We start from the raw sequence: 23437 nt of genomic DNA on the forward strand, positions 1-23437 counted from the left end.
TCATTCTGGCCGCAGGATCTTCTAGTCGTTTGGGAAGTCCAAAGCAGCTATTACCGTGGAAAAATACTTCGTTAATTGCTAATGAAGTTGAAAAATCACTAAAGTTAAAACGATTAGTGACTGTTGTTGTTTTAGGAGCTCATTTTGAAATCATTCAAAAAGAAATTAAACATTTTCCTGTTGAAATACTTTATAATAAGAACTGGAAATCAGGAATGGGAGCTTCTATTAGTTTTGGAATTCGACATATTTTAAATGATGATATACTTTATGATGCGGTGTTGATATCGTTAATAGACCAGCCATTTATTGATGATGTTCATTTTGGTAAATTAATTTCAGAATTTGATAAAAACCAAAATACTATTATAACAACGGGTATGAAAGATAGAATGGGTGTTCCTGCTATATTTCCGCGTGGTTATTTTGAAGAACTTTTAGCGCTTAATGAAGATTATGGAGCACGCATGATTATTAAGAATAATATGAATCAGATAATTACTGTTGATGGAAAGGATATGACCGATGATATTGATACAATAGAGCAGTATAGAGTATTGTCTAAAAGAGTGAAAGAGTAAGTAAAAGCACTCTGATATCTAAATGAGAAGATGTATCTTTGTCAAAAATTTAGTTATACATGAGTGATGCTTCGAAATCTGAAGAATTTTATAAAAAATTAAAAGTACAATTAGCAGATACGGCACTTTGGCCAACTGCTTACCTCTATAAATTTATTGTCCCGACTGATTCGGATAAGGTTGGTCAAATAGAAGGTATATTTGATAATCTTGGAGCGGTAATTACTACCAAACAATCTAAAAATGGTAAATACACTAGTGTATCCGTCAATGTACGAATGAAAAATCCAGATCACGTTATTACCAAATATAAAGAAGTTGCAGAGAAGGTAGAAGGGGTTATTTCTTTATAAAAAACTTGTCTTAACTTTTTATTAGTACCTACACATAATATTTTTTACATAAAACTAATCTTTTGTTTGTTCCGTAACCCGGTAGCACAACTTAGAAAAGCCATTGCTTGAATAAGAAAATCAATGTTTTTTTGGTTTAATAAAAAATACAATATGAGTTTAACTAAAATATTTTTATGTACTTAAATAAGCATACTAATTTTATTTTAGTATTTTGCAAACCAATTAATGAGCAACTGAAAAGTCTACACCTTAGAAAGTCTATTTTATAACTTACCATTCCTTTTTAGAAAAGCTCATACTACTATACATTTTATGGACGTTAACAATCATATGGAGATTAATAATTTAGAATATAACACGGAGCGGGATAAGCTTATTATACCCGAATATGGTCGTCATTTGCAGAAGATGATTGATCAAGCTGTGGAAATAGAAGATAAAGAAGAAAGAAATAAAGTAGCAAAAGCAATTATTGCAGTAATGGGAAATCTGCAGCCTCATCTTAGAGATGTTCCAGATTTTCAGCACAAATTGTGGGATCAACTTTTTATTATAAGTGATTTTAAATTAGACGTAGAGGCTCCATATCCTATCCTTACAAAAGAGAAACTGGAAGAAAGACCAGAACCATTAGAATATCCTCAGAATTTCCCAAAATATCGTTACTATGGTAACAATATTAAGAGAATGATTGATGTGGCGATTAGTTGGGAAGAAGGAGATCTAAAAACAGCATTGACATATACGATTGCTAATCATATGAAAAAATGCTATCTAAACTGGAATAAAGACACGGTAGATGATAAAGCTATTTTTAATCACCTTTTTGAGTTGAGTGACGGTAAAATTGACTTAAGAAATAGTGAGGAAGATCTGAGTTCACCTTCAGATTTAATGAGAGGTAAGAAGAAAAACTATCGTTCTAATAATTCTGGGAAAAAGAATTATAGAGGCGGTGGAAGCAACCGAGGTAAAAAACGTTATTAACCAATACCAACACCTATAACCATTCAACTTTTATGAGTACTTTTCAGATAGAAGGCGGGCATCAGCTCAAAGGAGAGATTACTCCTCAAGGAGCTAAAAATGAAGCCTTACAGATTCTTTGTGCCGTATTACTAACCCCAGAAAAAGTAACTATTTCTAATATCCCTGATATTAGAGATGTTAATAAATTAATTGAGATTCTTAGAAATCTTGGTGTCAAAATTCAAAAATTAGGAAAAGGTAAGTATACCTTTAAAAGTGATGAACTGAATTTAGAATATCTGGAAAGTGAGCAGTTTAAGCAAGAGGGTAGTGGACTAAGAGGATCTATAATGATTGTAGGACCATTACTAGGAAGATTTGGTAAAGGATATATTCCACGTCCAGGTGGAGACAAAATTGGACGTCGTAGATTAGATACACACTTCGAAGGATTTATTAACCTGGGAGCAGAGTTTAGATATAATAAGGAAGAACGATTTTACGGAGTAGAAGCGCCAGAAGGATTGACAGGAACCTATATGTTATTAGATGAGGCTTCTGTTACCGGTACTGCTAATATTGTTATGGCAGCAGCTTTAGCAAAAGGAAAAACTACGATTTATAATGCCGCTTGTGAACCATACTTACAACAGTTATGTAAGATGATTAACTCTATGGGAGGTAAGATCCAAGGAGTTGGCTCTAATCTATTAACGATTGAAGGTGTTGAATCTTTAGGAGGTTGTGAGCATAGAGTGCTCCCAGATATGATCGAAATTGGTTCATGGATTGGTTTAGCTGCTATGACTAAAAGTGAAATCACTATTAAGAACGTTAGTTGGGATAATTTAGGAGTTATTCCTAATACTTTTAGGAAACTAGGAATCACTTTAGAACGTGTTGGTGATGATATTTATATCCCTGCGCATAAAGATGGTTATCAGATAGAAAGTTATATCGATGGATCGTTTATGACGATTGCTGATGCTCCTTGGCCCGGTTTTACACCAGATTTGTTAAGTATTGTATTAGTTGTGGCAACACAGGCTAGAGGAGAAGTGATGGTACATCAAAAAATGTTCGAAAGTCGTTTGTTCTTTGTAGATAAGTTAATTGATATGGGAGCGAAAATCATTTTGTGTGATCCGCATAGAGCAACCATCATTGGTCATGATTTTCAGTCTACATTAAAAGCTACCACTATGGTATCTCCAGATATTAGAGCTGGAATCTCATTATTGATTGCAGCATTAAGTGCAAAAGGAACTTCTACTATTCATAATATCGAACAAATTGATCGTGGATATGAAGATATCGATGATCGTCTGAGAGCAATTGGTGCAAAAATTATCAGAATAGAGTCGTAATACTAATATCTCTATATATAAAAGAGGAACTATCACTAAATAGTTCCTCTTTTTCGTTTTTTATAGTCTCTGAATTAAAATTAAGTCAGTTTGAGACATCCAATAAAAATTTTATCCAGTGTTTAAACTGACATTCGTTGTATCTGTAGCTTCTACTTCCTCCTTTGAAGGAGGATCGAGGAGGATGTTTTTAAAGAAACACCCATCCCAACCTTCCATCAAGGGAAGGGGTTTTAAATACTGAAATACGGCTATTTATAAAATCTGTCAATGGTAGTGTTTTTGCGTTAGCAAAAATGCATCGAAAACTCTTATGTCATCGAAACTCGTACTTTCTTTTTCTTAAGCCTAGTATTGGTAACTTGCTCGATCACTTTATTTGCTTTAGAAGCTTTTACAGCTACAAAAGCACAATCAGGTTTAATTTCGATAATCCCCAATTCATCCTTACCTAATTTTCCTTGTTTAAAGAAAAGTCCAGCGATATCTCCTTTAGAAATTTTATCACGTCTTCCACCCGAAACGAATAAAGTTTTCCAACCTGAAGGTTTCGGAATAGGAGCATCTTCTAATACCTCTTCTTCCTGATCTGTTATAAATTCTGGAAGTTCTTCGTTTTTCCATTGTAATATATAAGCAGTTCCATCTGCATTCATCCTTGCAGTTCTTCCGTTTCTATGAGTGAATTCTTGACTTTTAAGAGGTAAGTGGTAATGGATAATATATTTAATCTCTGGAACATCAATTCCTCTTGCTGCCAGATCTGTAGCAATGATAATTTGGTGAGTCCCGTTTCTGAACTTGATCAATGCGCGTTCTCTGTCTTTTTGTTCCATCCCACCATAAAAACAGCCATGACTGATTTTATGTTCCTTCAGAAATTCGCTCACACGTTGAATAGAGTCTTTATAATTACAAAAGATAATTCCTGGTTGATTACCGATATGACTTAATGCTTTTACAAGTGTTGGTAACTTATCTTTGGTGTCAGAAACAATGGTTTTGATCTGTAATTGAGAAGATCCTGTATCTAAATAATCGATTTGCACTGGGTTTTGTAACCCCACAAATTCTGGTATGGCTACTTCTTGTGTTGCTGAGGTTAGCACTCTTTTCTGAATATTGGGTAAAGCTTCAATAATTTCTGTCATTTCTGCTTCAAAACCTACTTCTAGTGATTTATCAAACTCGTCTAGAGCAATGGTGTTGATATGATCTACAGAAAAGCTATCTCTTCTCAAACGATCTGCAACTCTACCCGGCGTTCCAATAAGAATTGCCGGACGATGTCTAAGGTCTAATTTATCTTGTGATCCTGATCGACCTCCATACACGGCATTCACTTTGTATCCTGTACCCATATCTCTGGCTACTTGCTCAATCTGTATCGCTAATTCTCTCGATGGCACTAGGATTAAAGTCTGTATCTCTGTACAATCTGGATCCAGATCGGCAATGATAGGTAGTAAAAAGGCAACCGTTTTACCGGTTCCGGTAGGAGATAGTAGCACTACATTATCGCTGGAAGAAATCGCTAGTTTTGCTTCTTCCTGCATTGGATTTAGAGTTGAAATCCCTAATTTTTGTAATAGATGCTCCTGATTTTTGATAGTACTTGACATCTGGCAAAGGTACAGTTAAAAGAGAAATATGTGAATGTTTTTTGACAGGAGTTGAAGTGTAATAGATTTGATCATTTTTGCTATTGTTATGGATTCCAGCCCTTCGACTTGGTTCAGGATAAACTAAAGGTCTGAATTCATATAGGTTTGTAATTAAAATCCTTTTCTAGCTTCAATTTCTTTTTTAATGGCTTTATGATCTCGGGACGCTGGATAAAATTCTTAATTTCAGTGCAGATATATAAGAACTTTGGATAGATAAATAAGCTACTAGGATTGAATATCATTATGTTGTACATCTGTACTTTTCTTTTTCAAAATTTTGGTTAATAAACCTCCAATTAGTCCAATTAATGCAGCAACACCTGTTACCACAATAATCATAAATACCCAAATCCCTGTTGTCATTTCGACTTTTAAATCTCCTGTATTAGGTTCGCCGAATAAGTTTGAAACTAGAGAACCAACTGTAGATTCAGAGAATCCCAGTATAGCGGCAAATAGGACTCCAGTTTTTAAGTTTTTCTGTTTAGTGACAAGGAAACCCATAAGACCATATATAGTATATGATAATGGAGATAAATTCGAATAATTAAAATCAAGCATTCTTGAACCAATCGATCCGAAAAAATTTAGAATTAAGAGAGCTACTATTCCAATTACTAATATTTTATATTCATTCTTCATTGTATTTTTATAATAGCCTTTTATCTCCAAGTGAATGACTCAAATACGATATTGTTTTCTTTCATAAACGCACCAAACTTAGAATAAGCTTCATTATCATTAAAACGATTTTTAATTTCTTTTAGAAAAACCATTTTTTCATGAATATCAACATCAAAAAGGCTTGCTATCTTTTTTGCTTCGTTAAACTTAATAGAGTATTTATATTCATAATCTGAATCTCCCATCAATTTGCTTACTGTTTTTCCAATATCATACCCATCAAAAATCAAATCATTTTCCTTGTTAAAATAAATTTTCATTGAAATCTTAATATTAGGACTTTCAAATTCGTAAAGAGTGATTTTTTCCATATGAGGTTTTAATTGACCACAATGCCAAATATATGAATGGGAGTAAGGTAAGTATTCCTGAACCAATTGATTTATCTGTGCGTTTTTATTTCTTGTTTAATTTATAAAATTTTAGCGCTATTGCAAAAATGAAATAACCTTTCGATATAACACCAAACTTTGCGCTGATTTTGTATATAATGTTAGCAAATCGTTTTTTAGGGTATGAGTATAAATCGTTGTTTTAATTTTTCACTTCCAAATACCCAAACTATTAAATATCCTCCAGCACCATCGCCGTTCCATTGGTGGACTATATAATCATCTTTGTTTTTGTTAATAGTAACTTCATTATCACATTCAAAAAGATCTTCATAAAACACTTCTGGGATGTCAATTATTTTTCCATTTATTGACACGTCAATTCCAGCAATTTCTATTTTGGGAATATTTCCGTCTGTTCCATAAAAATGCCGTCCGTTTATTCTAGTCAACCATTTTCCATCAAAGTCAGTTACTTTATTTTCAAGATTAAATTTGGTTAATTTATATTTGAAAAGAAATTCAGTCCCTTGGTAGATTTCAATATTTCCAATAGGATTTATACGACTTTTGTGAATATATCCAGCAAAAGTATCTTGTCCGTCACATTCTAATTGGTATCTGTTTTTTGAAATATTTACAGTCATCCAATCATTTTCTGATTCATGATAACTAAAGATTTCAGAATCTTTTAATTTGTATATAACCTCGGATTTAGAGTCTGGAAGTTTTCGAACATTGGTAAAGCCATCTTTATCTTTTATGACAGCTATCTGACCAAAATTAAAATTGCTAAAAAAAAGAATTGATATTATTATGAGATGCTTCATCTAATTTTTTCAAATGATACTTGGCTTTTCGATTTTCTGTGTAGTGGTTTCTAACTTTTACTTTTTACAAGTATTACGTCTTCATAAAGATACAACAACCAATCGATTGATCACTTAACTGCTATGACTATATAGTGTTGTATAGCACATTTTCATTCATTCCACCATATTACGTTATCAAATTTCAAATCAATTTCAGATTCACTTAACTTCAGTTTGATCTCAAAGCAAGGATCAGGATAATTCTCCAATGTATAATTTTCAGGGTTAAACATTTGTCTTATGTGTATGTTGTAAATTCCGTTATCTAATTCCAGTTTTAAATCTGCATTCATATCCGAAGGTAATTTTTCATCAAAGTATTGAGCACACATTGTTAAATCGTCATAATTAACGAGATATAGAGATTCATTAGTAACTTTAACCTGAGTTCTAATATCTCTGAAAGCTGGTTTAGATGTAAATTCATTAATGAAATCAATCGTCATTAAATTTTGAGTTCCAGTATTCCAAATTATACAGTGTTTGTTATTCGTTTCGGTTTTAAATCTATAAAGAACATCTTTTAATTCCCAATCCTCATTTATAAAAGTTTTATATAATTGATTGTTTATCAATCCAATGAAGCCAGAACCATCATAAATTTCTAAGCGATTTTTATTGGACTTTTTATCTTTTAAAAAGTTTAGTGATTTCATCTAATTTGGTTTTCTAGAATGTGCTTAAAGCGTGTTTATGTATAGTAAGTTGCGTAGTTATACAATCAATTTAGTAAATAAAAACGTGCTAGAGAAAATTCCGAAGAAATTTCTAAGTTGACAATTGCCAAAGCAATTAATTATACATGTTGTTACCTGTAGTTTGTTTTACTATTATTTTCATTAATTCATTTTGAAGAGATCCTTGGATTCAAAAGGGCAGGCTTCTAAATTTTGCATATTCTGAGACCAAGTTACACTTGTAATTTTCCATATATTATTTATTAGAATTAGAGACCAGTATTCGGTTCCCCAATTTTGAATTTTTGAATTGACATTGAAACTGTAGTCAAATGATATAGTTGCAAATTCATTTAACACATCTATTTTAACGTTATAAAATTTTTCTTCACTTCCATCTTTCAATTCTTCAAAGAAGGCCTTGTAATTACTAGTTTTAAATGTGAAATCAGGTTTTTGTTGAAGCACTCTTTTTTTAGTTTCCCCTGTAATGATTGCTGCCCAAGTGATAGAATCGTGCAAAAATAAATTAGAAAATTTTTCAAAATCATTATGCTCTATTATTGATACTCTAAAAACATCAATTACTTTTTCCAATTCCGCTTTAGAATCTTTAGTTGTTTGAGCATTTATAAAAAAGAAAGAAAGGAAGAAACTAAAAAGTATTAATCTAAATCTCATAAAAGTATATTTATTTAAATATCTATACAATGATGACGGCAAAGTTTGAAAATTGTTACTTAAATTGAAATAATAGTGCCGATAACTTTCTGAAAATTATAGAGTAGTCTTAATAGTTAGATTAAAAACTATGATATAGTTAATATTGCAGACAAAGTATTGTATGTAAAAAGTAGTAGTTTTTAATGTACAAACTTTTCTGTAAAATAAAAGATAATAAAAAAACGCAAACCAAATGGTCCACGTTAATTCTGCTATTTTTTATATACGTTTTTGTATGCAGTCTATTTCTTATTTTGATTCGACTTTATACCTATAACTATTAAAGTAATTAAACTAATACAAACAGAAAGTGTTCTAATCAAATGATAAAAATCCCAATTATCAAAGGTTTCTAAGGCAGTCACTTCTTCTAGCGTGCCTGATTGTAATGATGGATTGAAGTCAAAAGCAAAGATGCTGAAATTAAAAGCTTGGCATATAAGCAATGTAACAAGAGCCAAAACCCATAGTTTTTTAATCAGACCTTCTTCATTTCGATGTGCTCTATAAGCAATGATAATGGTGATTATTGACAACAGATGAACCGGAACCATCATATAAGAAAATCGAGTAAATGGACCAAACCACCATGTTTGAATTTCTATGCCTGACAGTTCTTGCCAGTAAGGTACAAGTGCAATGGTGATAAATAAATAGACGAAAGTTACTGCTGCTACAAAAGCAAAGGCAAGTAAATAAGCTGTGGTTTGTTTTTTAGTGTGCATATCTTTATTTTTTAGTTATTATATATCCGTTCATTGATGCTATTCCTTTGTTTCTAAAAGGCACCCATTTTTTATAGTTTTCATCTTCAGACAAAGCACCCCATACGCTATCATCATTTCCTTCTTTAAGCCAAATAAAGTCTGAACCACATTCGCCAGCTATTTGTTTATTTATCTTAAAAGAGAGCAAGGTATTTATACCATAAGAAGTTGCTACTTTTTCAGACTCATCAACATACGTATGATAAGCCTCTTGCTCCTCAGAATTTATAGCACCAACAGTAAGGAACAACGACTCCTTATCTGAATTGAGGACATTGCTATCTGCTAGTTCATTCCATGTGCCAATAAAAATGTTCATTGAAGTAAATGCTTTATCTCTTGTGGGGATTAATGCTTTGTATTCATCAGAACTAAAAACATTCGTTAGAACCTTTTCAGTTGGAGCTTCTGCATAGCCAAAGGTTTGCCCAGCACAATCTCCGAAAACCGTTGTATCAATGTTGTACATGCCTATTGTAGTTGCTCCAGCTTCGGTTAATAATTCGTGAGATGCACTACTATAATCATTATAAGCATCTGTTTCATCCGGGTTTTTCACACTTAGAAAAAAGACTACGGCTTTTTCAGACTCGTCAGAACTAGTTTCTTCTACTTGATTTGTTTCCATTGTTTTAGCGGTTTTAGATTGATTATTCTTTTTAGAGTTTGAACATGCTGTTAGTGTACAAACAACAAGTGCCGGCATTAAAATTTGATTTGAAATTCGCATAGTTCTTTATTTTGCAGATTAATTAGTTATGGTTTGCTTAAAATTTTAAACTCATTGTTGGAGCTATATAAAAATAGGTTTCTGAGCTTCCAGAGCGCTTAATAAAGTCACCTGGAATAAAGTAATTAGACTTTAAATCAAAAGTGATGTTCCTATTCATGTTGTATTGTATTTGTAACCCAACTACATCTCCAATATGTTTTTCAGATATACCATCGGCTGTTCGTAATTGAAAACGAGGTGGTGTATATAATCCATCATTTTCAGAAGTTCTATAAAACAATGCGTATTCAATAAAAATTGAAAGCTTGTTAAAAGGATAGATAGTTATGCTTGGATGAAAGCTGGTAAGGTTAACAGGTGTATTTAGCGATGCCAAACTATAGAGCGAAGGCCTTACAAATAAAGGATTAAACGATTGTAATTTTCCATCTGCTGCTTCTTTGTCACCAGAAGATAAATCAAGCTTCATACCAATGGTAGGTTTCCATTTGGTATTGATAAGCTTATAATTCCAATCTGTTTCTATATTAAAAGCACTTATTGTATTATCATCCAAATCACCAAATTGATATACAATTTCTGTATTATAACTTAAGCGTTTACCTATAGTCCCGAAACGTCTTAACCCTATACTATGTCTTTTCTCTTCGCCAAAAACATCACTAAAACCGGCAACTTTAGATTTAAATCCTAAATAATAGAGTTGATTGGTTCCGTTTAAACTCTTAATAGGAAACTGAGTTCCAAGTCCCCATATTTCTGGATCTGTTGCATCACTATTAAATAAATTAAATTCATTATCAAATGCATCAAACCCAATAGAAACTTCCTTACCATAAAATACCACTAAAGAGGTTGAGTTAATTTTATATTTTACTTTTGCTAAATCAAAACTTCTTCTAATATTTGGACCTTCTCGAGAATCGATTAATCTGCTAGAACCAAGCGATAACTCTTGGCGACCAAAACGAAAAGATAAGTTTTGATTGTCTGTAGAAATCGCACGAACCTCTACAAAAATCTGATGTATATCTAGTTTGTCAGATTCTGTTATTTGTTCGCCATCACTTGTGTAACCATGATATAATTCGCCAAAGACACGAGCATACTTGCTAAGGTTTAGGTTTGCATTTAAATTTAAGCGTTGTGAATAAAATGTTTGATCTCCTTTTTCGTAATTTCTATTAGTATAACTTTCTAATCGTGCACGATATTGACCTCCTAAGGTAAGATAAATTGATTTTTTAGAGTTAAATGAAATATATTTTAGCTCGTCTAAAAACCCTTTTTTATAGGGATTAGTAATCGAATCTTTTAAGTAACTATAATTTTCTTCTGCGCGCGGGATTTTAAGAGTAGGAGGATCTTGTTTTTCTGTTTGTTTTGATTCTTGTGAATATAGGATCGTCGATAAGAAAAATAGAATGATTATCGAAATACTTCTTATCGCGATTATTTTTTGCCGTAATCCACACATTTGATCTTGTTTTTTTATTCAAGACAAAATTGAGAATTAAAATATCCTTATGCATTGATGTAGATCAACAGGTAATTTTTATACTATAAGTTTTTACGAACACGACTAAGGGCTTCTGGCGTGACACCAAGATAAGATGCAATCATTCTTTGCGGTACACGTTCAATTATATTTGGATATGTTTCTATAAAATGAAGGTAGCGATCCAATGCAGAAGCACTAATTAACATAATGATTCTATTTTGTAAAACTTTCATTCTATTCGTCAACTTGATTTTATCTGTAGGGCTAATGTCTGGATCTTTTTCGAAAACTGTAACGCTTGAATCTTCTATAGCATCAATAAAAAGTTGGCAAGGCTTTTCTGGTGAACCTAAATCGGCAATCATCCATTTTTCAGGTGCAAATTGGTAAATATGTTCTTTTCCTTTATCATCAATAGTATAGCTTCTAAGTAAACCAGTATTTACATTATAAATCTTGGAATTTAATTCACCGCTTCGCTGAATAATTTCACCTTTTCTTATTTCAATAGTATTCATTAAATATTAAGTTGATGTAGTTTGTTTGAATTGTATGCAATCTTGCATAATGTTATGTGCTGTTTTATTATTAATTTTTTATTTAGTCCAAAATTAATAATAAATTAAGGGACTGTCGTTCTATTTGTAATGGGACGATATCCAATTTTTTTCGGTGATCCCTAACCAAAACTAATCCAACTTCCTGAATTTCCTTTACAGAAAACCACAATGGAGGTAGTCTTGCTACAAATAACTATTATATACAATGTTGATATTGGGTGGGTAAGTATAGCTAAACTAACAGCTATTTTGTAGTTATCAACAATATAATGGTATTTTAATGGGATTTTTCCCTCAATTATGTTGATAAACATCCTTATTCACAGGTTTTTGTTGATAAGACCGATGTTTTTAAAGGTTTTGTCTATGTTATTAACATTTTTTGTAGGAAAATAATACTTATTAACAATTTTATAAACATTTTTTGTGTTTTTAATCGATTAAAATAAGTTTTACATATAATTATTAACATTAACTTGCTGATAATGTTGATTATATGTTAATAACTTCGTATATTTACTTCAGTTAAACCTTAAATCACACAGTTATGAATCATCTTTATTCTTCTATTGACCTTATTTTAAAAAATGTTTTAGATTTCTTAAGAGATCTTCCCGGCGCATCTAGCTATGCGATCCGTAAATAATAATAAATTGTTTAGTGTAGTTTATAAATAGTGAAAGAGGTTGTTTCCCATAAACAACCTCTTTTTGTTTTTCTTTGCACTTCGACAAGCTGAGTGTACGGAAAACAAAAAAGTATCTCTAGATTTATGAAATGATTACTAATATTCTAGGATAACTTCTACTACGCTTGCTCAATACCCAAATATTTTGTTCTTTCGCCATCATAGCCAGATACTTTGAAAGATTTAGAACAAAAAATACGCTCCTTTACTCCGGTTAGTGACTCAGATATGGAGTTCGGACTACAGTTTTATAAAAAGGAAACCTTGAAAAAAGGGAAGTTTCTGGTACAACCCGGTCAGTACATTCGGGATTTTTATTTTATGAAGAAGGGATGCGTCACCTTTTATACCATAGAAGAAGGAATTACTAGAGTTATGGAATTTTATACAGATGGTTCTTTCTTTACAGATCTGTATCCTTATATAGAAGAAATTCCATCAGAATCATATCTGAAAGTTACAGAAGATTCTATAGTGTATGTTATTTCTAAATCAGATGCATTAAAGGTTTTTGATCATTCGCACGCTTTAGAACGTTTTGGACGATTGTCCATGCAAAAAGCTTTTATCAATAACTTTCAGCGTATTAATCGAATCAAAAATTTATCAAACCAAGAACGTTATTTACAACTACTAGAGAAACGTCCGTCACTTTTTCAGCGTGTTCCTCAATACCTAATAGCTTCCTATCTAGGATTAACACCTGTAGGGCTCTCTAAAATCCGTAAAAGACTGAGTAAGCAATAATTATTATTTCTCTGCTAATTCCCATTCTGTCACCTCAAGTCTTTTGATACTTGTCGACTTATGGAGGAAGCTCAAGACGGGTTATAATCGAGATTTTACTATCTACAAGAAGCGATTGCTGGAAACCATACTTCGTCTGTCTGTTTTGGTATACCAAATAAAGAGATGAGTTTCCTCTCCTTGGGGAGAGGATTAAGGTGAGGGGTTTTGGCATACAAAAACCAAAGAATATCTTAAAATTCATATTTATTAAACCAGTTTAATTAGAATCTACTAAATATTCACGAAATTTATTGTGTTGTCAATAATCAATCTCTTAAAACTTCACACAATGGCTAAAGAATATATAGACTTAGATACGCTTAAATACCTTTTATATGATGTTCATCAATTAGAAGAAGTATTGCAGCAAGATCGTTTTGCAGATCACGATAAAGAATCGCTAGACCTTTTTCTAAATTCGGTAAAAGAATTCTCTGATCGAGAATTATTTCCATATTTTAAAGAAATGGACGAAAACCCTGCTTATCATAAAGATGGAGGTGTAGTAGTTCATAAACAAGTAGAGGTAATGATGAAAAAAGGAGGTGAGATGGGACTCATTTCCGGGACTTTCGATTATGATGCAGGAGGATTACAGTTACCGATGATGATTTATACAGCATCTGCTTTTATTCAGGATGCAGCTAATAACCATTTGCCAGGTTATGTAGGCCTGACCCTTGGCGCTGCAGAATTGATTATCCATTTTGCTAATAAAGAGTTAAATGACACCTATGTCCCTAATATGCTTTCCGGAAATTGGGGAGGAACTATGTGTCTAACAGAACCACAAGCTGGTAGTTCGTTATCAGATGTGGTGACGAAAGCAACACCTCAAGATGATGGTTCCTATAAAATCTTAGGACAGAAAATTTTTATCTCTGGTGGAGATCATCAATATGCAGATAACTTTGTGCATCTGGTGTTAGCTCGTATCGAAGGAGCACCAGCAGGAACTAAAGGAATATCATTATTTATTGTTCCAAAAAAACGTCCTGATGGAAATGGTGGTTTGGTGGCTAATGATGTAACCACAGTTGCAGATTTCCAAAAAATGGGTCAGCGCGGATATTGTACTACACATTTAGGTTTTGGAGATGCCGATGATTGTAAAGGTTGGTTGGTAGGAGAAGCACATCAAGGGCTTAAATATATGTTTTTGATGATGAATGGAGCTCGTATTGCGGTAGGACGAGGAGCAGCGGCGATAGCTACCGCTGCGTATCAAGCTTCATTAGAATATGCAAAAGAACGCCCACAAGGTAGAAAATTAGCCAGTACAGGTAAAAAAGATCCGGAGCAAGGACAAACGTTGATCATTAATCATCCTGATGTACGTAGAATGCTTTTACTGCAAAAAGTAATTGCAGAAGGCTCCTTAAGCCTGGTACTATTAGCTTCAAAATATTATGATTTCAAAGAAACGTTAAAAGATGAAACCGAAAAAGAAAAGTATAGTTTGTTATTGGAACTAATCATTCCTATGGTAAAAACGTATCCATCGGATATGGGTGCCCATGCAGTTTCAAATGGGTTACAAGTATTGGGAGGTTATGGATTCTGTTCTGATTTTATACTACAACAATATCATAGAGATATTCGTATTTTTCCTATCTATGAAGGAACAACAGGGATACAATCTCAGGATTTATTAGGAAGAAAACTTCTAATGGAAAACGGAAAAGCATTAGAATTACTAAATAATGAAATCATGCAAACGATCCGACAAGCATCAGAATATGATGATTTAAGAAGATATGCAAATACGTTAGGTGAAAAACTGTTATTGACTCAGAAAGTGATTGGATTCCTGGTTGGTTTTGCTAAAAAAGGGGATTATGAACGTTTTCTATCAGATGCCACACCATTTATGGAGTACTTTAGTAATATTACCATGGCCTGGATCTGGTTAGATATGGCAGTACATGCTAAAAATGCTATTATAACTGGAAAGAAAACCTATTCTGAAGAGTTTTATGAAAGCAAGATTCACGCAATGAAATTCTATTTCAAGTATGAACTACCAAAAACCAGTGGCCTGGCTGAGATTCTTATGGATGAAGAGGTATTGACAATCTTAGGCGAGAAAGAAGTTTTTAATTAGAAAAGAAAAAGAAATCATTTTATCATTAAAACATTAATTCATTAACTACATAATGAACAGTATAAAACAATCATTTAATTTAGAAGGAAAAGTAGCCATAGTCACAGGCTCTAGCAAAGGAATCGGAAAATCAATTGCACAAGGATTGGCAGAACATGGTGCTAAAGTAGTAATAAGTAGTCGTAGTCAGGAAGCTGTGGATGAAGTTGCAGCGGAGTTTAAAGCAGCTGGATTAGAAGCGGTTGGGATTGCTTGTCATATTGGTAAAGCAGATCAGCGAAAACATCTGGTTCAAAAGACAATCGAGCATTATGGCGGAATTGATATTTTAGTGAATAATGCAGCAATTAACCCTATTTACGGACCTATTGAAGATGCAGAAGAAGAAGTATTCGATAAGATTATGGATGTTAATGTAAAAGCTCCCTGGATGTTATCCAATCTAATCTTGCCTTCTATGCAAGAGCGTGGTGGTGGCAGTATTATTAATATTGCTTCGGTTGAGGCATTGCATCCTGGAGCAGGTTTAGGATTATATAGTACCAGCAAAGCAGCTTTGCTAATGCTTACGAAGAACCAGGCAAAAGAATGGGGGCAATACGGAATTCGTGCTAATGTATTATGTCCAGGATTGATCAAAACCAAGTTTAGTGCTGCACTTTGGCAAAACGAAAAATTACTGAATAAAATAGAAAAAACATTACCAACCTCACGCATGGGAATGCCTGATGAGATGGCCGGTATGGTTTGTTTGCTAGCTTCAGAAGCAGGAGCTTATATGACAGGTAGTGTGTACAATGCAGATGGAGGTTATATGATTGCGGGGTAACTAATTTATTGTTAAATCAAAATCTCGTCATAAAAACATAATAATATACGTACAGAATGAATTTTGAGTATTCAGAAAAAACTATAGAACTCCAACAAAAGCTAACAGCTTTTTTTGAAGAACACATACTACCCGTAGAAGAAGAAGTAAATGCTTTTCTCTATAATCCAGATAACCGATGGAAACCTTGGCCAGGAATGGAAGATTTAAAGACAAAAGCCAAAGCAGCCGGATTATGGAACTTGTTTTTACCCAAAAGTTATGGAACGCTAAGTCCTGGATTAACAAATCTGGAGTATGCGCCATTATCAGAAATTATGGGACGCATATTGTGGTCCTCAGAAATATTTAACTGTAGTGCTCCCGACACCGGAAATATGGAGGTATTAGCCAAGTACGGTTCTCCAGAGCAACAGAAACAATGGTTAAAACCATTAATGAATGGAGATATCCGTTCTGCTTTTTTAATGACAGAACCTCAGGTGGCTTCCTCGGATGCTACGAATATTGAGACTTCTATTATTAAGGATGGTGATGAATATGTAATTAACGGTACAAAATGGTGGTCTTCTGGAGGAATGAATCCTCATTGTAAAGTTGCTATCGTGATGGGAAAAACAAATCCCGATGCTCCGAGACACCAACAGCAAAGTATGGTATTGGTGCCGATGGATACTCCAGGATTAAAGATTGTCAGACCTTTATCAGTATTTGGGTTCTATGATTCTCCAGAAGGTCATGCAGAGATTGTTTTGGATAATGTACGAGTACCCAAAGAGAATTTAATTTTGGGAGAAGGAAGAGGATTCGAAATTGCACAAGGTAGATTAGGCCCGGGACGTATTCATCATTGTATGCGTTTAATAGGTATTGCACAACGATCCTTAGAATTGATGTCTAAACGTGCAGCAGAACGTATAGCGTTCGGAAAAACGTTCAAAGATTATAGCAGTATTCGGCAAGAGATTGCCCAATCACAATGCGAAATCGAACAAGCCAGATTACTAACACTTTCTGCAGCAGATAAAATGGATAAATTCGGTAATAAAGCGTCCAAAGATTTAATCGCGATGATAAAAATAGTAGCTCCTAATATGGCCTTGGCAGTAATTGATAGAGCTATGCAAATACATGGCGGAAAAGGAGTAGGACCCGACACACCTTTAGCTCATTTCTTTGTGGCTGCCAGGATGTTGCGCTTAGCAGATGGGCCAGATGAAGTACATATGTACCAGTTAGGGAAAAGCGTAATTAAAAAATATTCAGAATAAAATATGCAAAACGTACGCAAAGGTGAAGAACTAAACGAGAAGACTTTAAAACCATTCCTTCATGAAAATGGATTGATCAATGATCATCAAAGTGATTGGAAAGTAGAACAATACACACACGGATATTCTAATCTTACCTATTTGTTACAAATAGAAGATAAAGAATATGTATTACGTCGTCCACCATTTGGTGCTATTAAACGAGGTCACGATATGGGTCGAGAGTTTAAAGTGCAATCTGGTGTATACAAAGCATTTCCGAAAGTTCCCAAAATGTATGCTTTTACAGATGATGAAAGTATATTAGGCTGTCCTTTTTATATTATGGAAAAGGTAGATGGCATTATTCTGAGTGCTCGTGAAGCTAAAAAAAGAAATGTTCCTGCAAGTGATTTTAAAACCATTGCAGATTCCTGGTTGAATACATTTGTAGAACTTCATAATATAGATTACAAGGCAGTAGGATTAGAAGATTTAGGTAAACCGGAAGGATATGTTGGAAGACAAGTACTGAACTGGGGGAAACAATATCTAAACGCAGCAACAGATGATGTACCTGCAGCGGAGAAGGTGATGAAATGGATGGAAGAACATCAGCCCAAAGACTATCGGTATAGTTTGGTACATAATGATTTTAAATATGATAATGTAGTTTTTAAAGATGATAGCTGGAACGAAGTAATAGCTGTGCTAGACTGGGAAATGGCAACACTGGGAGATCCGTTAATGGATTTAGGAACCTCTCTTGGATATTGGACTATGAACAGTGATCATGCATTTGTACAGCAAGGGATTCCATCACCTACAATTATGGAAGGAAACCCAAGTAGAAGTGAAATCGTAGCGTTATATGCACAAAAAAGTGGAAGAGAAGTGGATCACCTTGTCTTTTATTATGCATTCGGACTTTTTAAGATTGCTGTAATTGCCCAGCAGATTTATTACCGATACAATAAGGGATTAACCACCGATCCTCGATTTGCACAGCTAAACAAAGCAGCAGAATTGCTATGCAATTTGGCTTGGCAAGCCATTCAAACGAAGAAAATAGATTAAATAGAGTATATGATGGATTATTTAGCAGCAACATACTTTTTTGATTATGAAACGGATGAAGTCCAAAACGTTATTAAAGAATTTAAAACGGATTCATTAACACCTAAGGAAAAAGCGATACGGTTATATCTTAAAGTAAGAGACGACTGGTGGTATGATCCATATCATATTAGTTTTTCTAAAGAAGGGTATAAAGCAAGTAGGACTGCAGGAAAACAAAATGGGCATTGCCTTGATAAATCTATTCTCTTAATAGCTTGTTTACGAGCTTTGAGAATACCAGCAAGAATTCATCTTGCTAAAGTAAAGAATCATATTGGAGTAGAACGTTTGATAGAAAAATTTGGAACCAATGAACTAACACCACATGGAATGGTCAATATCTATCTGGATGGAAAATGGGTCAAAGCTTCTCCTGCTTTTAATAAAGCATTATGTGAAAAGTGTAATGTTGCTCCATTAGAGTTTAATGGAGAACAGGATTCAATGTTTCAGGAATATGATAATCAAGGAGGGATTTTCATGGAATATTTGGAGGATTATGGACATTTTGACGATGTACCATTTGATTTTATATTAAATAATATGAAAGAACATTATTCCGAAATCACCAAAATATACGAAGGACAAACCGAAATAAGATTATAAAATAACTTTTATGAATAATATACATACAGGGATTACTCAAAAACAATTTCATGATTTTATGGAGTTCCCAGTCGATGGGGCTTTTCAGATGATTAATTTGCTCAAATTTAAAGACGTTGTAGAAGAAACTGGAACCAGTGGAGCAGAAGCTTATGCACAATATCTGAATGCTATAGTTCCATTTTTTGAAAATACTAAAGCCAAGGTAGTATATCAAGGGAAACCCCTGTTTGGTTTAATAGGTCCGGAGAATACCATAGAATGGGATAAAATACTAATTGTGGAATATGAAAGCAAGCAAGAATTTTTGGCGATGATCACTAAAGAAGGATATCCGGCAGAAATGCGTAGTCGTGCTTTGGCAGATTCCAGATTGATTTTGTGTAAAGAAAAATAAAACAACCAACGTAAATAATAACATGCAAGTAAAAGATAAAGTAGTAATAGTCACTGGAGCAGGTTCAGGAATCGGAGCCGCTACCGCTAAACATTTTGCAAAACATCAGGCTACAGTGATCGTTTCTGATATTAATGAAACAAGAGCACAAAGCATTGCAGATGAAATTAGTAATGATGGAGGAAAAGCAATAGTGATTACAGCCAATGTTGCAAAATTTGAAGAAGTAGAACAATTGATTAACGAAACAGTAACACAGTTTGGACAGCTAGATGTGATCGTAAACAATGCTGGAATTGGCCCCAGAAATATGGCAAAAACAGGAGAGTATACCTTAGAAGATTGGGACAGTGTGATTGCTGTCAATCAAACAGGAGTATTCTATTGCATGAAACTAGCATTGCAACAGATGACAAAACAAGGTCATGGAAACATCGTTAACCTTGCTTCATTAGCAGGTCTAAAGGCTTCGCTTAATAACTTGTCTTATAGTGCCAGTAAATTTGCTGTAGTTGGAATGACTAAATCCGCAGCACTGGAATATGCAACTAGAAACATAAGGATTAATGCAGTATGTCCCGGATATACAGAGTCTGCTTTATTAAGTAAATTGTTATCCGTACGACCAGATATGGATCAGATGCTAAAAAGTGTGATCCCAATGAAACGGTACGGACAAGCAGAAGAAATTGCTGAAGCCGTGGTTTGGTTAGCTTCTGATAGTACTAAATTCATAACGGGTCAGACTATAACTCTGGACGGAGGAACTTCTCTATAAAAAGATTAATCAAATACTAAGTCAAGTAATTACTAAGAATGCAAACCATAAAAATAGAAAGAAAACATAACTATGCTATTGTTCAGCTGAACAGAGGTAAAGTGAATGCAATTAACCATCAAATGACAAAAGAAATAAGACAAGCTTTTACTGATTTAGAAGCCGATGATACTGTAAAAGGAGTTATTATTACAGGGACTCCACATTTCTTTTCGGCAGGTTTAGATGTGATTGAATTGTATAGTTATGATAAGCCAAAGATGAATGAGTTCTTTAACGATTTTGGAGGCATGTATATTCAGTTAGCCAAATTCACCAAACCTTTTATATGTGCCATTACCGGATATTCTCCTGCAGGAGGATGCGTAATTGCGATTACAGCAGATCACAGGATTATGGCAGAAGGAGAAAAGTATACTATAGGATTAAATGAAGTGGCGGTAAATATTCAGATTTCTAATAACCTTATTAGAGGATATTCATATTGGTTAGGAGAAGGGAAAGCAAATGAATTTATTTTGGGAGGAAAGTTATTAAATGTAGAAGAAGCCCTTACTTCAGGGTTGGTCAATGAGGTATGCGATTTAGAAGAAGTATTGCCTAAGGCCGAAGCCAAAATGAAGCAATATTTGCAAGCAGATGAGGATATTTTTAAGAATACAAAGTACAAACTCCGTAAAGATTGGTTAGAAGGTATGGAGGAAGATCCTAAAATTGATCTGGAACAAGCGATTTCCCTTTGGTGGAAACCGGAAATAAGAGCAAAAATGAAAGCTTTTGTAGAGAGCCTTCAGAAAAAATAAACAAATTAAAATCTTTTTAATACACAAAATATTACACAATGAACAAGCAAATCATCTTAAAAAACCGTCCAGAAGGACTACCAGATAAAAATACTTGGGAACTACAAGACAATCCAATTCCTGAACCTGCAGAAGGAGAAGTACTGGTACAACATCATTATATTTCATTAGACCCGGCAATGAGAGGTTGGATGCGTGAAGGTAAATCCTATATTGAACCTGTTGAATTGGATGATGTCATGCGTGCTGGTTCTATCGGAAAAGTGATAAAATCCAATAATCATCCAAAATTTAAAGAAGGTGATTATCTAACTGGTTGGGGTGGTGTACAGCAGTATACAGTGACTAATGGCGATAATTGGTATGCTGTAGATCCTAGCTTAGCATCTTTGCCTTTGTATATAGGTACCTTAGGAATGCCAGGAATGACGGCATATTTCGGGATTTTGGAAGTAGGTAAAATCAAAGAAGGAGATACCGTGTTAGTTTCCGGAGCAGCAGGAGCTGTGGGCAGTGTCGTTGGACAGATTGCCAAAATCAAAGGTTGTCGCGTTGTTGGAATTGCAGGAGGAAAGGATAAATGTGACTACGTAGTAAATGAATTAGGCTTTGATGCTGCGATTGATTATAAATCTGAAGATATTTATGATGCTGTCAAACGTGAATGCCCAAAAGGTATTGACGTGTATTTTGATAATGTTGGAGGAGAAATTCTGGATGCCGCTTTGTCAAGACTTCGAATGCGAGCAAGAATTGTGATTTGCGGAGCTATATCACAATACAACAATATGGAGGATATGAGAGGACCTAAAAACTACTTGTCGTTATTAGTAAATCGTGCGACAATGCAAGGGATGGTGGTTATGGATTATGCTAAAGATTATGGCAAGGCAGCCATGGAAATGGGAGGCTGGATTGCTCATGGAAAGCTTAAAACCAAAGAAGATATTTATGATGGAATCGAAAACTTCCACGAAACATTCTTACGCCTTTTTTCTGGAGATAAAATGGGAAAACTAGTATTAAAAGTTATTGAAGAATAATAAAATCCGTCAATTCGAGTGCTTCGACATTAGGAGAAGTGTATCGAGAATAGAATTTTGCCTAAAAATTATCTAAATAACAATAGGTTTATTCAATCACTCAAAAACTAACCAACTACTATGAAAGCAATAGTATGTAAACAATATGGACCGCCATCTAATTTGGCAGTAAAAGATATAGAAAGCCCAGTGGCTAGGGACCACGAAGTCCTAGTGACCGTTAAGGCCTGTGGAGTTAATTTTCCTGACACCTTGATCATTCAGGGATTATATCAGTTTAAACCAGAATTACCATTCACACCAGGAAGTGATGTGGCAGGGATAGTGAAAGCAGTAGGATCAGGAGTTAAGCATCTTAAGGTAGGAGATGCCGTTTTTGGATTTGTGATGCAAGGCGGATATGCAGAAGAAGTGGCGGTGCCAGCTAATGTATGCTTTAAAAAACCGCCAAAAATGGATTTTCCGATTGCAGCATCTTTTATGATCGCCTACGGAACATCGTATCACGCATTAAAAGATAGAGCAAAACTAAAAGAAGGAGAAACTCTATTAGTTTTAGGAGCATCTGGAGGTGTAGGTCTGGCAGCTGTAGAATTAGGAAAACTGATGGGTGCCAAAGTAATTGCTGCGGCTTCTTCTGATGAGAAACTTAAGTTATGCAAGGAATATGGAGCTGATGAAGTCATTAATTATAAAACTGAAGAACTAAAGTCGAGAATCAAAGAACTCACCGATGGAAAAGGTGCTGATGTAGTATATGATCCGGTTGGTGGTGATTATTCTGAATCCGCATTGCGTGCTACTGCCTGGGAAGGCAGATATCTGGTTATCGGTTTTGCAGCAGGACATATTCCTAAAATACCTTTGAACCTTACATTACTGAAAGGCTGTTCTATAGTAGGAGTGTTCTGGGGTAATTTTGCCATGAAAACCCCTAAGAAAAATTTAGAGAATACCATGCAGTTAATGCAATGGTTGGGAGAAGGCAAACTAAAACCACATATTCATAAGATATATCCGCTAGACCAAGCTCCTAATGCCTTAGAAGAAATGATGGAACGAAAGGTAAGAGGGAAAGTAGTGATTCAGTGTTCTTAGAGAAAAATAGAATAATGAAAAAAGGTTAATTATTGTTGGGTTTTTCTTTCTGTCTTCCCGAGCGGAGTCGAGGGGAATAATTGTTTGATTACACCCCGACTCCGCTCGGTGTGACGGCATTTTTAATTTAAAGATAATTGACTT

At 34.2% G+C, this 23437-nt stretch carries 25 protein-coding genes; 15 read left to right on the plus strand and 10 right to left on the minus strand.

Annotated elements, in window-relative coordinates; all coding sequences use genetic code 11:
* Positions 1 to 5 precede the first annotated feature (5 nt).
* From Q0829_RS01680 to murA, 4 genes are all read left to right on the plus strand, one after another.
* A complete protein-coding gene (locus Q0829_RS01680; protein WP_298541196.1) occupies positions 6 to 581 on the plus strand; it encodes a nucleotidyltransferase family protein in 576 nt (191 codons plus the stop codon).
* Positions 582 to 640: 59 nt separating this feature from the next.
* Complete coding sequence (locus Q0829_RS01685) at positions 641 to 934, plus strand: DUF493 family protein (RefSeq protein ID WP_298539170.1); 294 nt, start codon at positions 641 to 643, stop codon at positions 932 to 934.
* Between the two features lie 333 nt (positions 935 to 1267).
* The gene (locus Q0829_RS01690) at positions 1268 to 1924 is read left to right on the plus strand and encodes a DUF4290 domain-containing protein (RefSeq protein ID WP_298541198.1); all 657 of its coding nucleotides are present in this window, start codon (positions 1268 to 1270) and stop codon (positions 1922 to 1924) included.
* 32 nt (positions 1925 to 1956) lie between these two features.
* Positions 1957 to 3273 carry a UDP-N-acetylglucosamine 1-carboxyvinyltransferase gene (murA, locus tag Q0829_RS01695; protein ID WP_298539173.1) on the plus strand — a complete coding sequence of 439 codons (1317 nt, stop codon included), beginning with the start codon at positions 1957 to 1959 and terminating at the stop codon, positions 3271 to 3273.
* A 311-nt stretch (positions 3274 to 3584) separates the two neighbouring features.
* On the opposite strand, the gene Q0829_RS01700 is transcribed toward murA, so the two are convergent.
* The 10 genes from Q0829_RS01700 to Q0829_RS01745 form a co-directional block, all read right to left on the minus strand.
* Entirely contained in the window at positions 3585 to 4895 is a 1311-nt protein-coding gene (locus tag Q0829_RS01700) for a DEAD/DEAH box helicase (protein WP_298539176.1), read from the minus strand.
* A gap of 270 nt (positions 4896 to 5165) precedes the next feature.
* Positions 5166 to 5582 carry a hypothetical protein gene (locus Q0829_RS01705; protein WP_298539178.1) on the minus strand — a complete coding sequence of 139 codons (417 nt, stop codon included), beginning with the start codon at positions 5580 to 5582 and terminating at the stop codon, positions 5166 to 5168.
* A 20-nt stretch (positions 5583 to 5602) separates the two neighbouring features.
* Entirely contained in the window at positions 5603 to 5935 is a 333-nt protein-coding gene (locus Q0829_RS01710; RefSeq protein ID WP_298539181.1) for a hypothetical protein, read from the minus strand.
* A gap of 197 nt (positions 5936 to 6132) precedes the next feature.
* Positions 6133 to 6786, minus strand: a complete 654-nt coding sequence (locus tag Q0829_RS01715; RefSeq protein ID WP_298539183.1) for a hypothetical protein — start codon at positions 6784 to 6786, stop codon at positions 6133 to 6135.
* Between the two features lie 152 nt (positions 6787 to 6938).
* The gene (locus Q0829_RS01720; protein ID WP_298539184.1) at positions 6939 to 7484 is read right to left on the minus strand and encodes a hypothetical protein; all 546 of its coding nucleotides are present in this window, start codon (positions 7482 to 7484) and stop codon (positions 6939 to 6941) included.
* Between the two features lie 183 nt (positions 7485 to 7667).
* Positions 7668 to 8186 carry a hypothetical protein gene (locus tag Q0829_RS01725; protein WP_298539186.1) on the minus strand — a complete coding sequence of 173 codons (519 nt, stop codon included), beginning with the start codon at positions 8184 to 8186 and terminating at the stop codon, positions 7668 to 7670.
* A gap of 284 nt (positions 8187 to 8470) precedes the next feature.
* On the minus strand, positions 8471 to 8953 hold the full coding sequence (locus Q0829_RS01730; protein WP_298539189.1) for a DUF1772 domain-containing protein: 483 nt from the start codon (positions 8951 to 8953) through the stop codon (positions 8471 to 8473).
* Positions 8954 to 8957: 4 nt separating this feature from the next.
* Positions 8958 to 9725, minus strand: coding sequence for a hypothetical protein (locus Q0829_RS01735; protein ID WP_298539192.1), 768 nt, complete (start codon positions 9723 to 9725; stop codon positions 8958 to 8960).
* A gap of 37 nt (positions 9726 to 9762) precedes the next feature.
* Positions 9763 to 11205, minus strand: coding sequence for an alginate export family protein (locus Q0829_RS01740; RefSeq protein WP_298539194.1), 1443 nt, complete (start codon positions 11203 to 11205; stop codon positions 9763 to 9765).
* Between the two features lie 83 nt (positions 11206 to 11288).
* Complete coding sequence (locus Q0829_RS01745) at positions 11289 to 11747, minus strand: Crp/Fnr family transcriptional regulator (protein ID WP_298539196.1); 459 nt, start codon at positions 11745 to 11747, stop codon at positions 11289 to 11291.
* A gap of 904 nt (positions 11748 to 12651) precedes the next feature.
* On the opposite strand from Q0829_RS01745, the gene Q0829_RS01750 reads away from it, so the two are divergent.
* The 11 genes from Q0829_RS01750 (at position 12652) to Q0829_RS01800 (ending at position 23293) form a co-directional block, all read left to right on the plus strand.
* Complete coding sequence (locus Q0829_RS01750) at positions 12652 to 13224, plus strand: Crp/Fnr family transcriptional regulator (protein ID WP_298539199.1); 573 nt, start codon at positions 12652 to 12654, stop codon at positions 13222 to 13224.
* Between the two features lie 331 nt (positions 13225 to 13555).
* A complete protein-coding gene (locus tag Q0829_RS01755; RefSeq protein ID WP_298539201.1) occupies positions 13556 to 15370 on the plus strand; it encodes an acyl-CoA dehydrogenase in 1815 nt (604 codons plus the stop codon).
* Between the two features lie 52 nt (positions 15371 to 15422).
* Positions 15423 to 16199: a glucose 1-dehydrogenase gene (locus tag Q0829_RS01760; protein ID WP_298539205.1), complete on the plus strand. Its 777-nt coding sequence runs from the start codon at positions 15423 to 15425 to the stop codon at positions 16197 to 16199.
* Positions 16200 to 16255: 56 nt separating this feature from the next.
* Positions 16256 to 17470: an acyl-CoA dehydrogenase family protein gene (locus Q0829_RS01765; protein ID WP_298539208.1), complete on the plus strand. Its 1215-nt coding sequence runs from the start codon at positions 16256 to 16258 to the stop codon at positions 17468 to 17470.
* 3 nt (positions 17471 to 17473) lie between these two features.
* Positions 17474 to 18526, plus strand: a complete 1053-nt coding sequence (locus Q0829_RS01770) for a phosphotransferase family protein (RefSeq protein ID WP_298539210.1) — start codon at positions 17474 to 17476, stop codon at positions 18524 to 18526.
* A 9-nt stretch (positions 18527 to 18535) separates the two neighbouring features.
* Positions 18536 to 19174, plus strand: a complete 639-nt coding sequence (locus tag Q0829_RS01775; protein WP_366892477.1) for a transglutaminase family protein — start codon at positions 18536 to 18538, stop codon at positions 19172 to 19174.
* Between the two features lie 10 nt (positions 19175 to 19184).
* Positions 19185 to 19571: a hypothetical protein gene (locus tag Q0829_RS01780; protein WP_298539212.1), complete on the plus strand. Its 387-nt coding sequence runs from the start codon at positions 19185 to 19187 to the stop codon at positions 19569 to 19571.
* 22 nt (positions 19572 to 19593) lie between these two features.
* A complete protein-coding gene (locus Q0829_RS01785; protein ID WP_298539215.1) occupies positions 19594 to 20349 on the plus strand; it encodes an SDR family NAD(P)-dependent oxidoreductase in 756 nt (251 codons plus the stop codon).
* Positions 20350 to 20387: 38 nt separating this feature from the next.
* Entirely contained in the window at positions 20388 to 21152 is a 765-nt protein-coding gene (locus Q0829_RS01790) for an enoyl-CoA hydratase/isomerase family protein (protein ID WP_298539218.1), read from the plus strand.
* Between the two features lie 38 nt (positions 21153 to 21190).
* Positions 21191 to 22195 (plus strand): NADP-dependent oxidoreductase, encoded by a 1005-nt coding sequence (locus Q0829_RS01795; RefSeq protein WP_298539220.1) that lies wholly within the window; start codon positions 21191 to 21193, stop codon positions 22193 to 22195.
* Positions 22196 to 22315: 120 nt separating this feature from the next.
* Positions 22316 to 23293, plus strand: a complete 978-nt coding sequence (locus tag Q0829_RS01800) for an NADPH:quinone oxidoreductase family protein (RefSeq protein WP_298539222.1) — start codon at positions 22316 to 22318, stop codon at positions 23291 to 23293.
* Positions 23294 to 23437: the final 144 nt, after the last annotated feature.

The sequence above is a fragment of the uncultured Aquimarina sp. genome, assembly GCF_947492405.1.
Classification (GTDB): domain Bacteria; phylum Bacteroidota; class Bacteroidia; order Flavobacteriales; family Flavobacteriaceae; genus Aquimarina.

Excerpts from the sequence above, each read along its gene's own strand:
- Q0829_RS01685 (WP_298539170.1), top strand. The coding sequence starts at position 641 with ATGAGTGATGCTTCGAAATCTGAAGAATTTTATAAAAAATTAAAAGTA.
- Q0829_RS01690 (WP_298541198.1), top strand. The coding sequence starts at position 1,268 with ATGGAGATTAATAATTTAGAATATAACACGGAGCGGGATAAGCTTATT.
- murA (WP_298539173.1), top strand. The coding sequence starts at position 1,957 with ATGAGTACTTTTCAGATAGAAGGCGGGCATCAGCTCAAAGGAGAGATT.
- Q0829_RS01700 (WP_298539176.1), bottom strand. The coding sequence starts at position 4,895 with ATGTCAAGTACTATCAAAAATCAGGAGCATCTATTACAAAAATTAGGG.
- Q0829_RS01705 (WP_298539178.1), bottom strand. The coding sequence starts at position 5,582 with ATGAAGAATGAATATAAAATATTAGTAATTGGAATAGTAGCTCTCTTA.
- Q0829_RS01710 (WP_298539181.1), bottom strand. The coding sequence starts at position 5,935 with ATGGAAAAAATCACTCTTTACGAATTTGAAAGTCCTAATATTAAGATT.
- Q0829_RS01715 (WP_298539183.1), bottom strand. The coding sequence starts at position 6,786 with ATGAAGCATCTCATAATAATATCAATTCTTTTTTTTAGCAATTTTAAT.
- Q0829_RS01720 (WP_298539184.1), bottom strand. The coding sequence starts at position 7,484 with ATGAAATCACTAAACTTTTTAAAAGATAAAAAGTCCAATAAAAATCGC.
- Q0829_RS01725 (WP_298539186.1), bottom strand. The coding sequence starts at position 8,186 with ATGAGATTTAGATTAATACTTTTTAGTTTCTTCCTTTCTTTCTTTTTT.
- Q0829_RS01730 (WP_298539189.1), bottom strand. The coding sequence starts at position 8,953 with ATGCACACTAAAAAACAAACCACAGCTTATTTACTTGCCTTTGCTTTT.
- Q0829_RS01735 (WP_298539192.1), bottom strand. The coding sequence starts at position 9,725 with ATGCGAATTTCAAATCAAATTTTAATGCCGGCACTTGTTGTTTGTACA.
- Q0829_RS01740 (WP_298539194.1), bottom strand. The coding sequence starts at position 11,205 with ATGTGTGGATTACGGCAAAAAATAATCGCGATAAGAAGTATTTCGATA.
- Q0829_RS01745 (WP_298539196.1), bottom strand. The coding sequence starts at position 11,747 with ATGAATACTATTGAAATAAGAAAAGGTGAAATTATTCAGCGAAGCGGT.
- Q0829_RS01755 (WP_298539201.1), top strand. The coding sequence starts at position 13,556 with ATGGCTAAAGAATATATAGACTTAGATACGCTTAAATACCTTTTATAT.
- Q0829_RS01760 (WP_298539205.1), top strand. The coding sequence starts at position 15,423 with ATGAACAGTATAAAACAATCATTTAATTTAGAAGGAAAAGTAGCCATA.
- Q0829_RS01765 (WP_298539208.1), top strand. The coding sequence starts at position 16,256 with ATGAATTTTGAGTATTCAGAAAAAACTATAGAACTCCAACAAAAGCTA.
- Q0829_RS01770 (WP_298539210.1), top strand. The coding sequence starts at position 17,474 with ATGCAAAACGTACGCAAAGGTGAAGAACTAAACGAGAAGACTTTAAAA.
- Q0829_RS01775 (WP_366892477.1), top strand. The coding sequence starts at position 18,536 with ATGATGGATTATTTAGCAGCAACATACTTTTTTGATTATGAAACGGAT.
- Q0829_RS01780 (WP_298539212.1), top strand. The coding sequence starts at position 19,185 with ATGAATAATATACATACAGGGATTACTCAAAAACAATTTCATGATTTT.
- Q0829_RS01785 (WP_298539215.1), top strand. The coding sequence starts at position 19,594 with ATGCAAGTAAAAGATAAAGTAGTAATAGTCACTGGAGCAGGTTCAGGA.
- Q0829_RS01790 (WP_298539218.1), top strand. The coding sequence starts at position 20,388 with ATGCAAACCATAAAAATAGAAAGAAAACATAACTATGCTATTGTTCAG.
- Q0829_RS01795 (WP_298539220.1), top strand. The coding sequence starts at position 21,191 with ATGAACAAGCAAATCATCTTAAAAAACCGTCCAGAAGGACTACCAGAT.
- Q0829_RS01800 (WP_298539222.1), top strand. The coding sequence starts at position 22,316 with ATGAAAGCAATAGTATGTAAACAATATGGACCGCCATCTAATTTGGCA.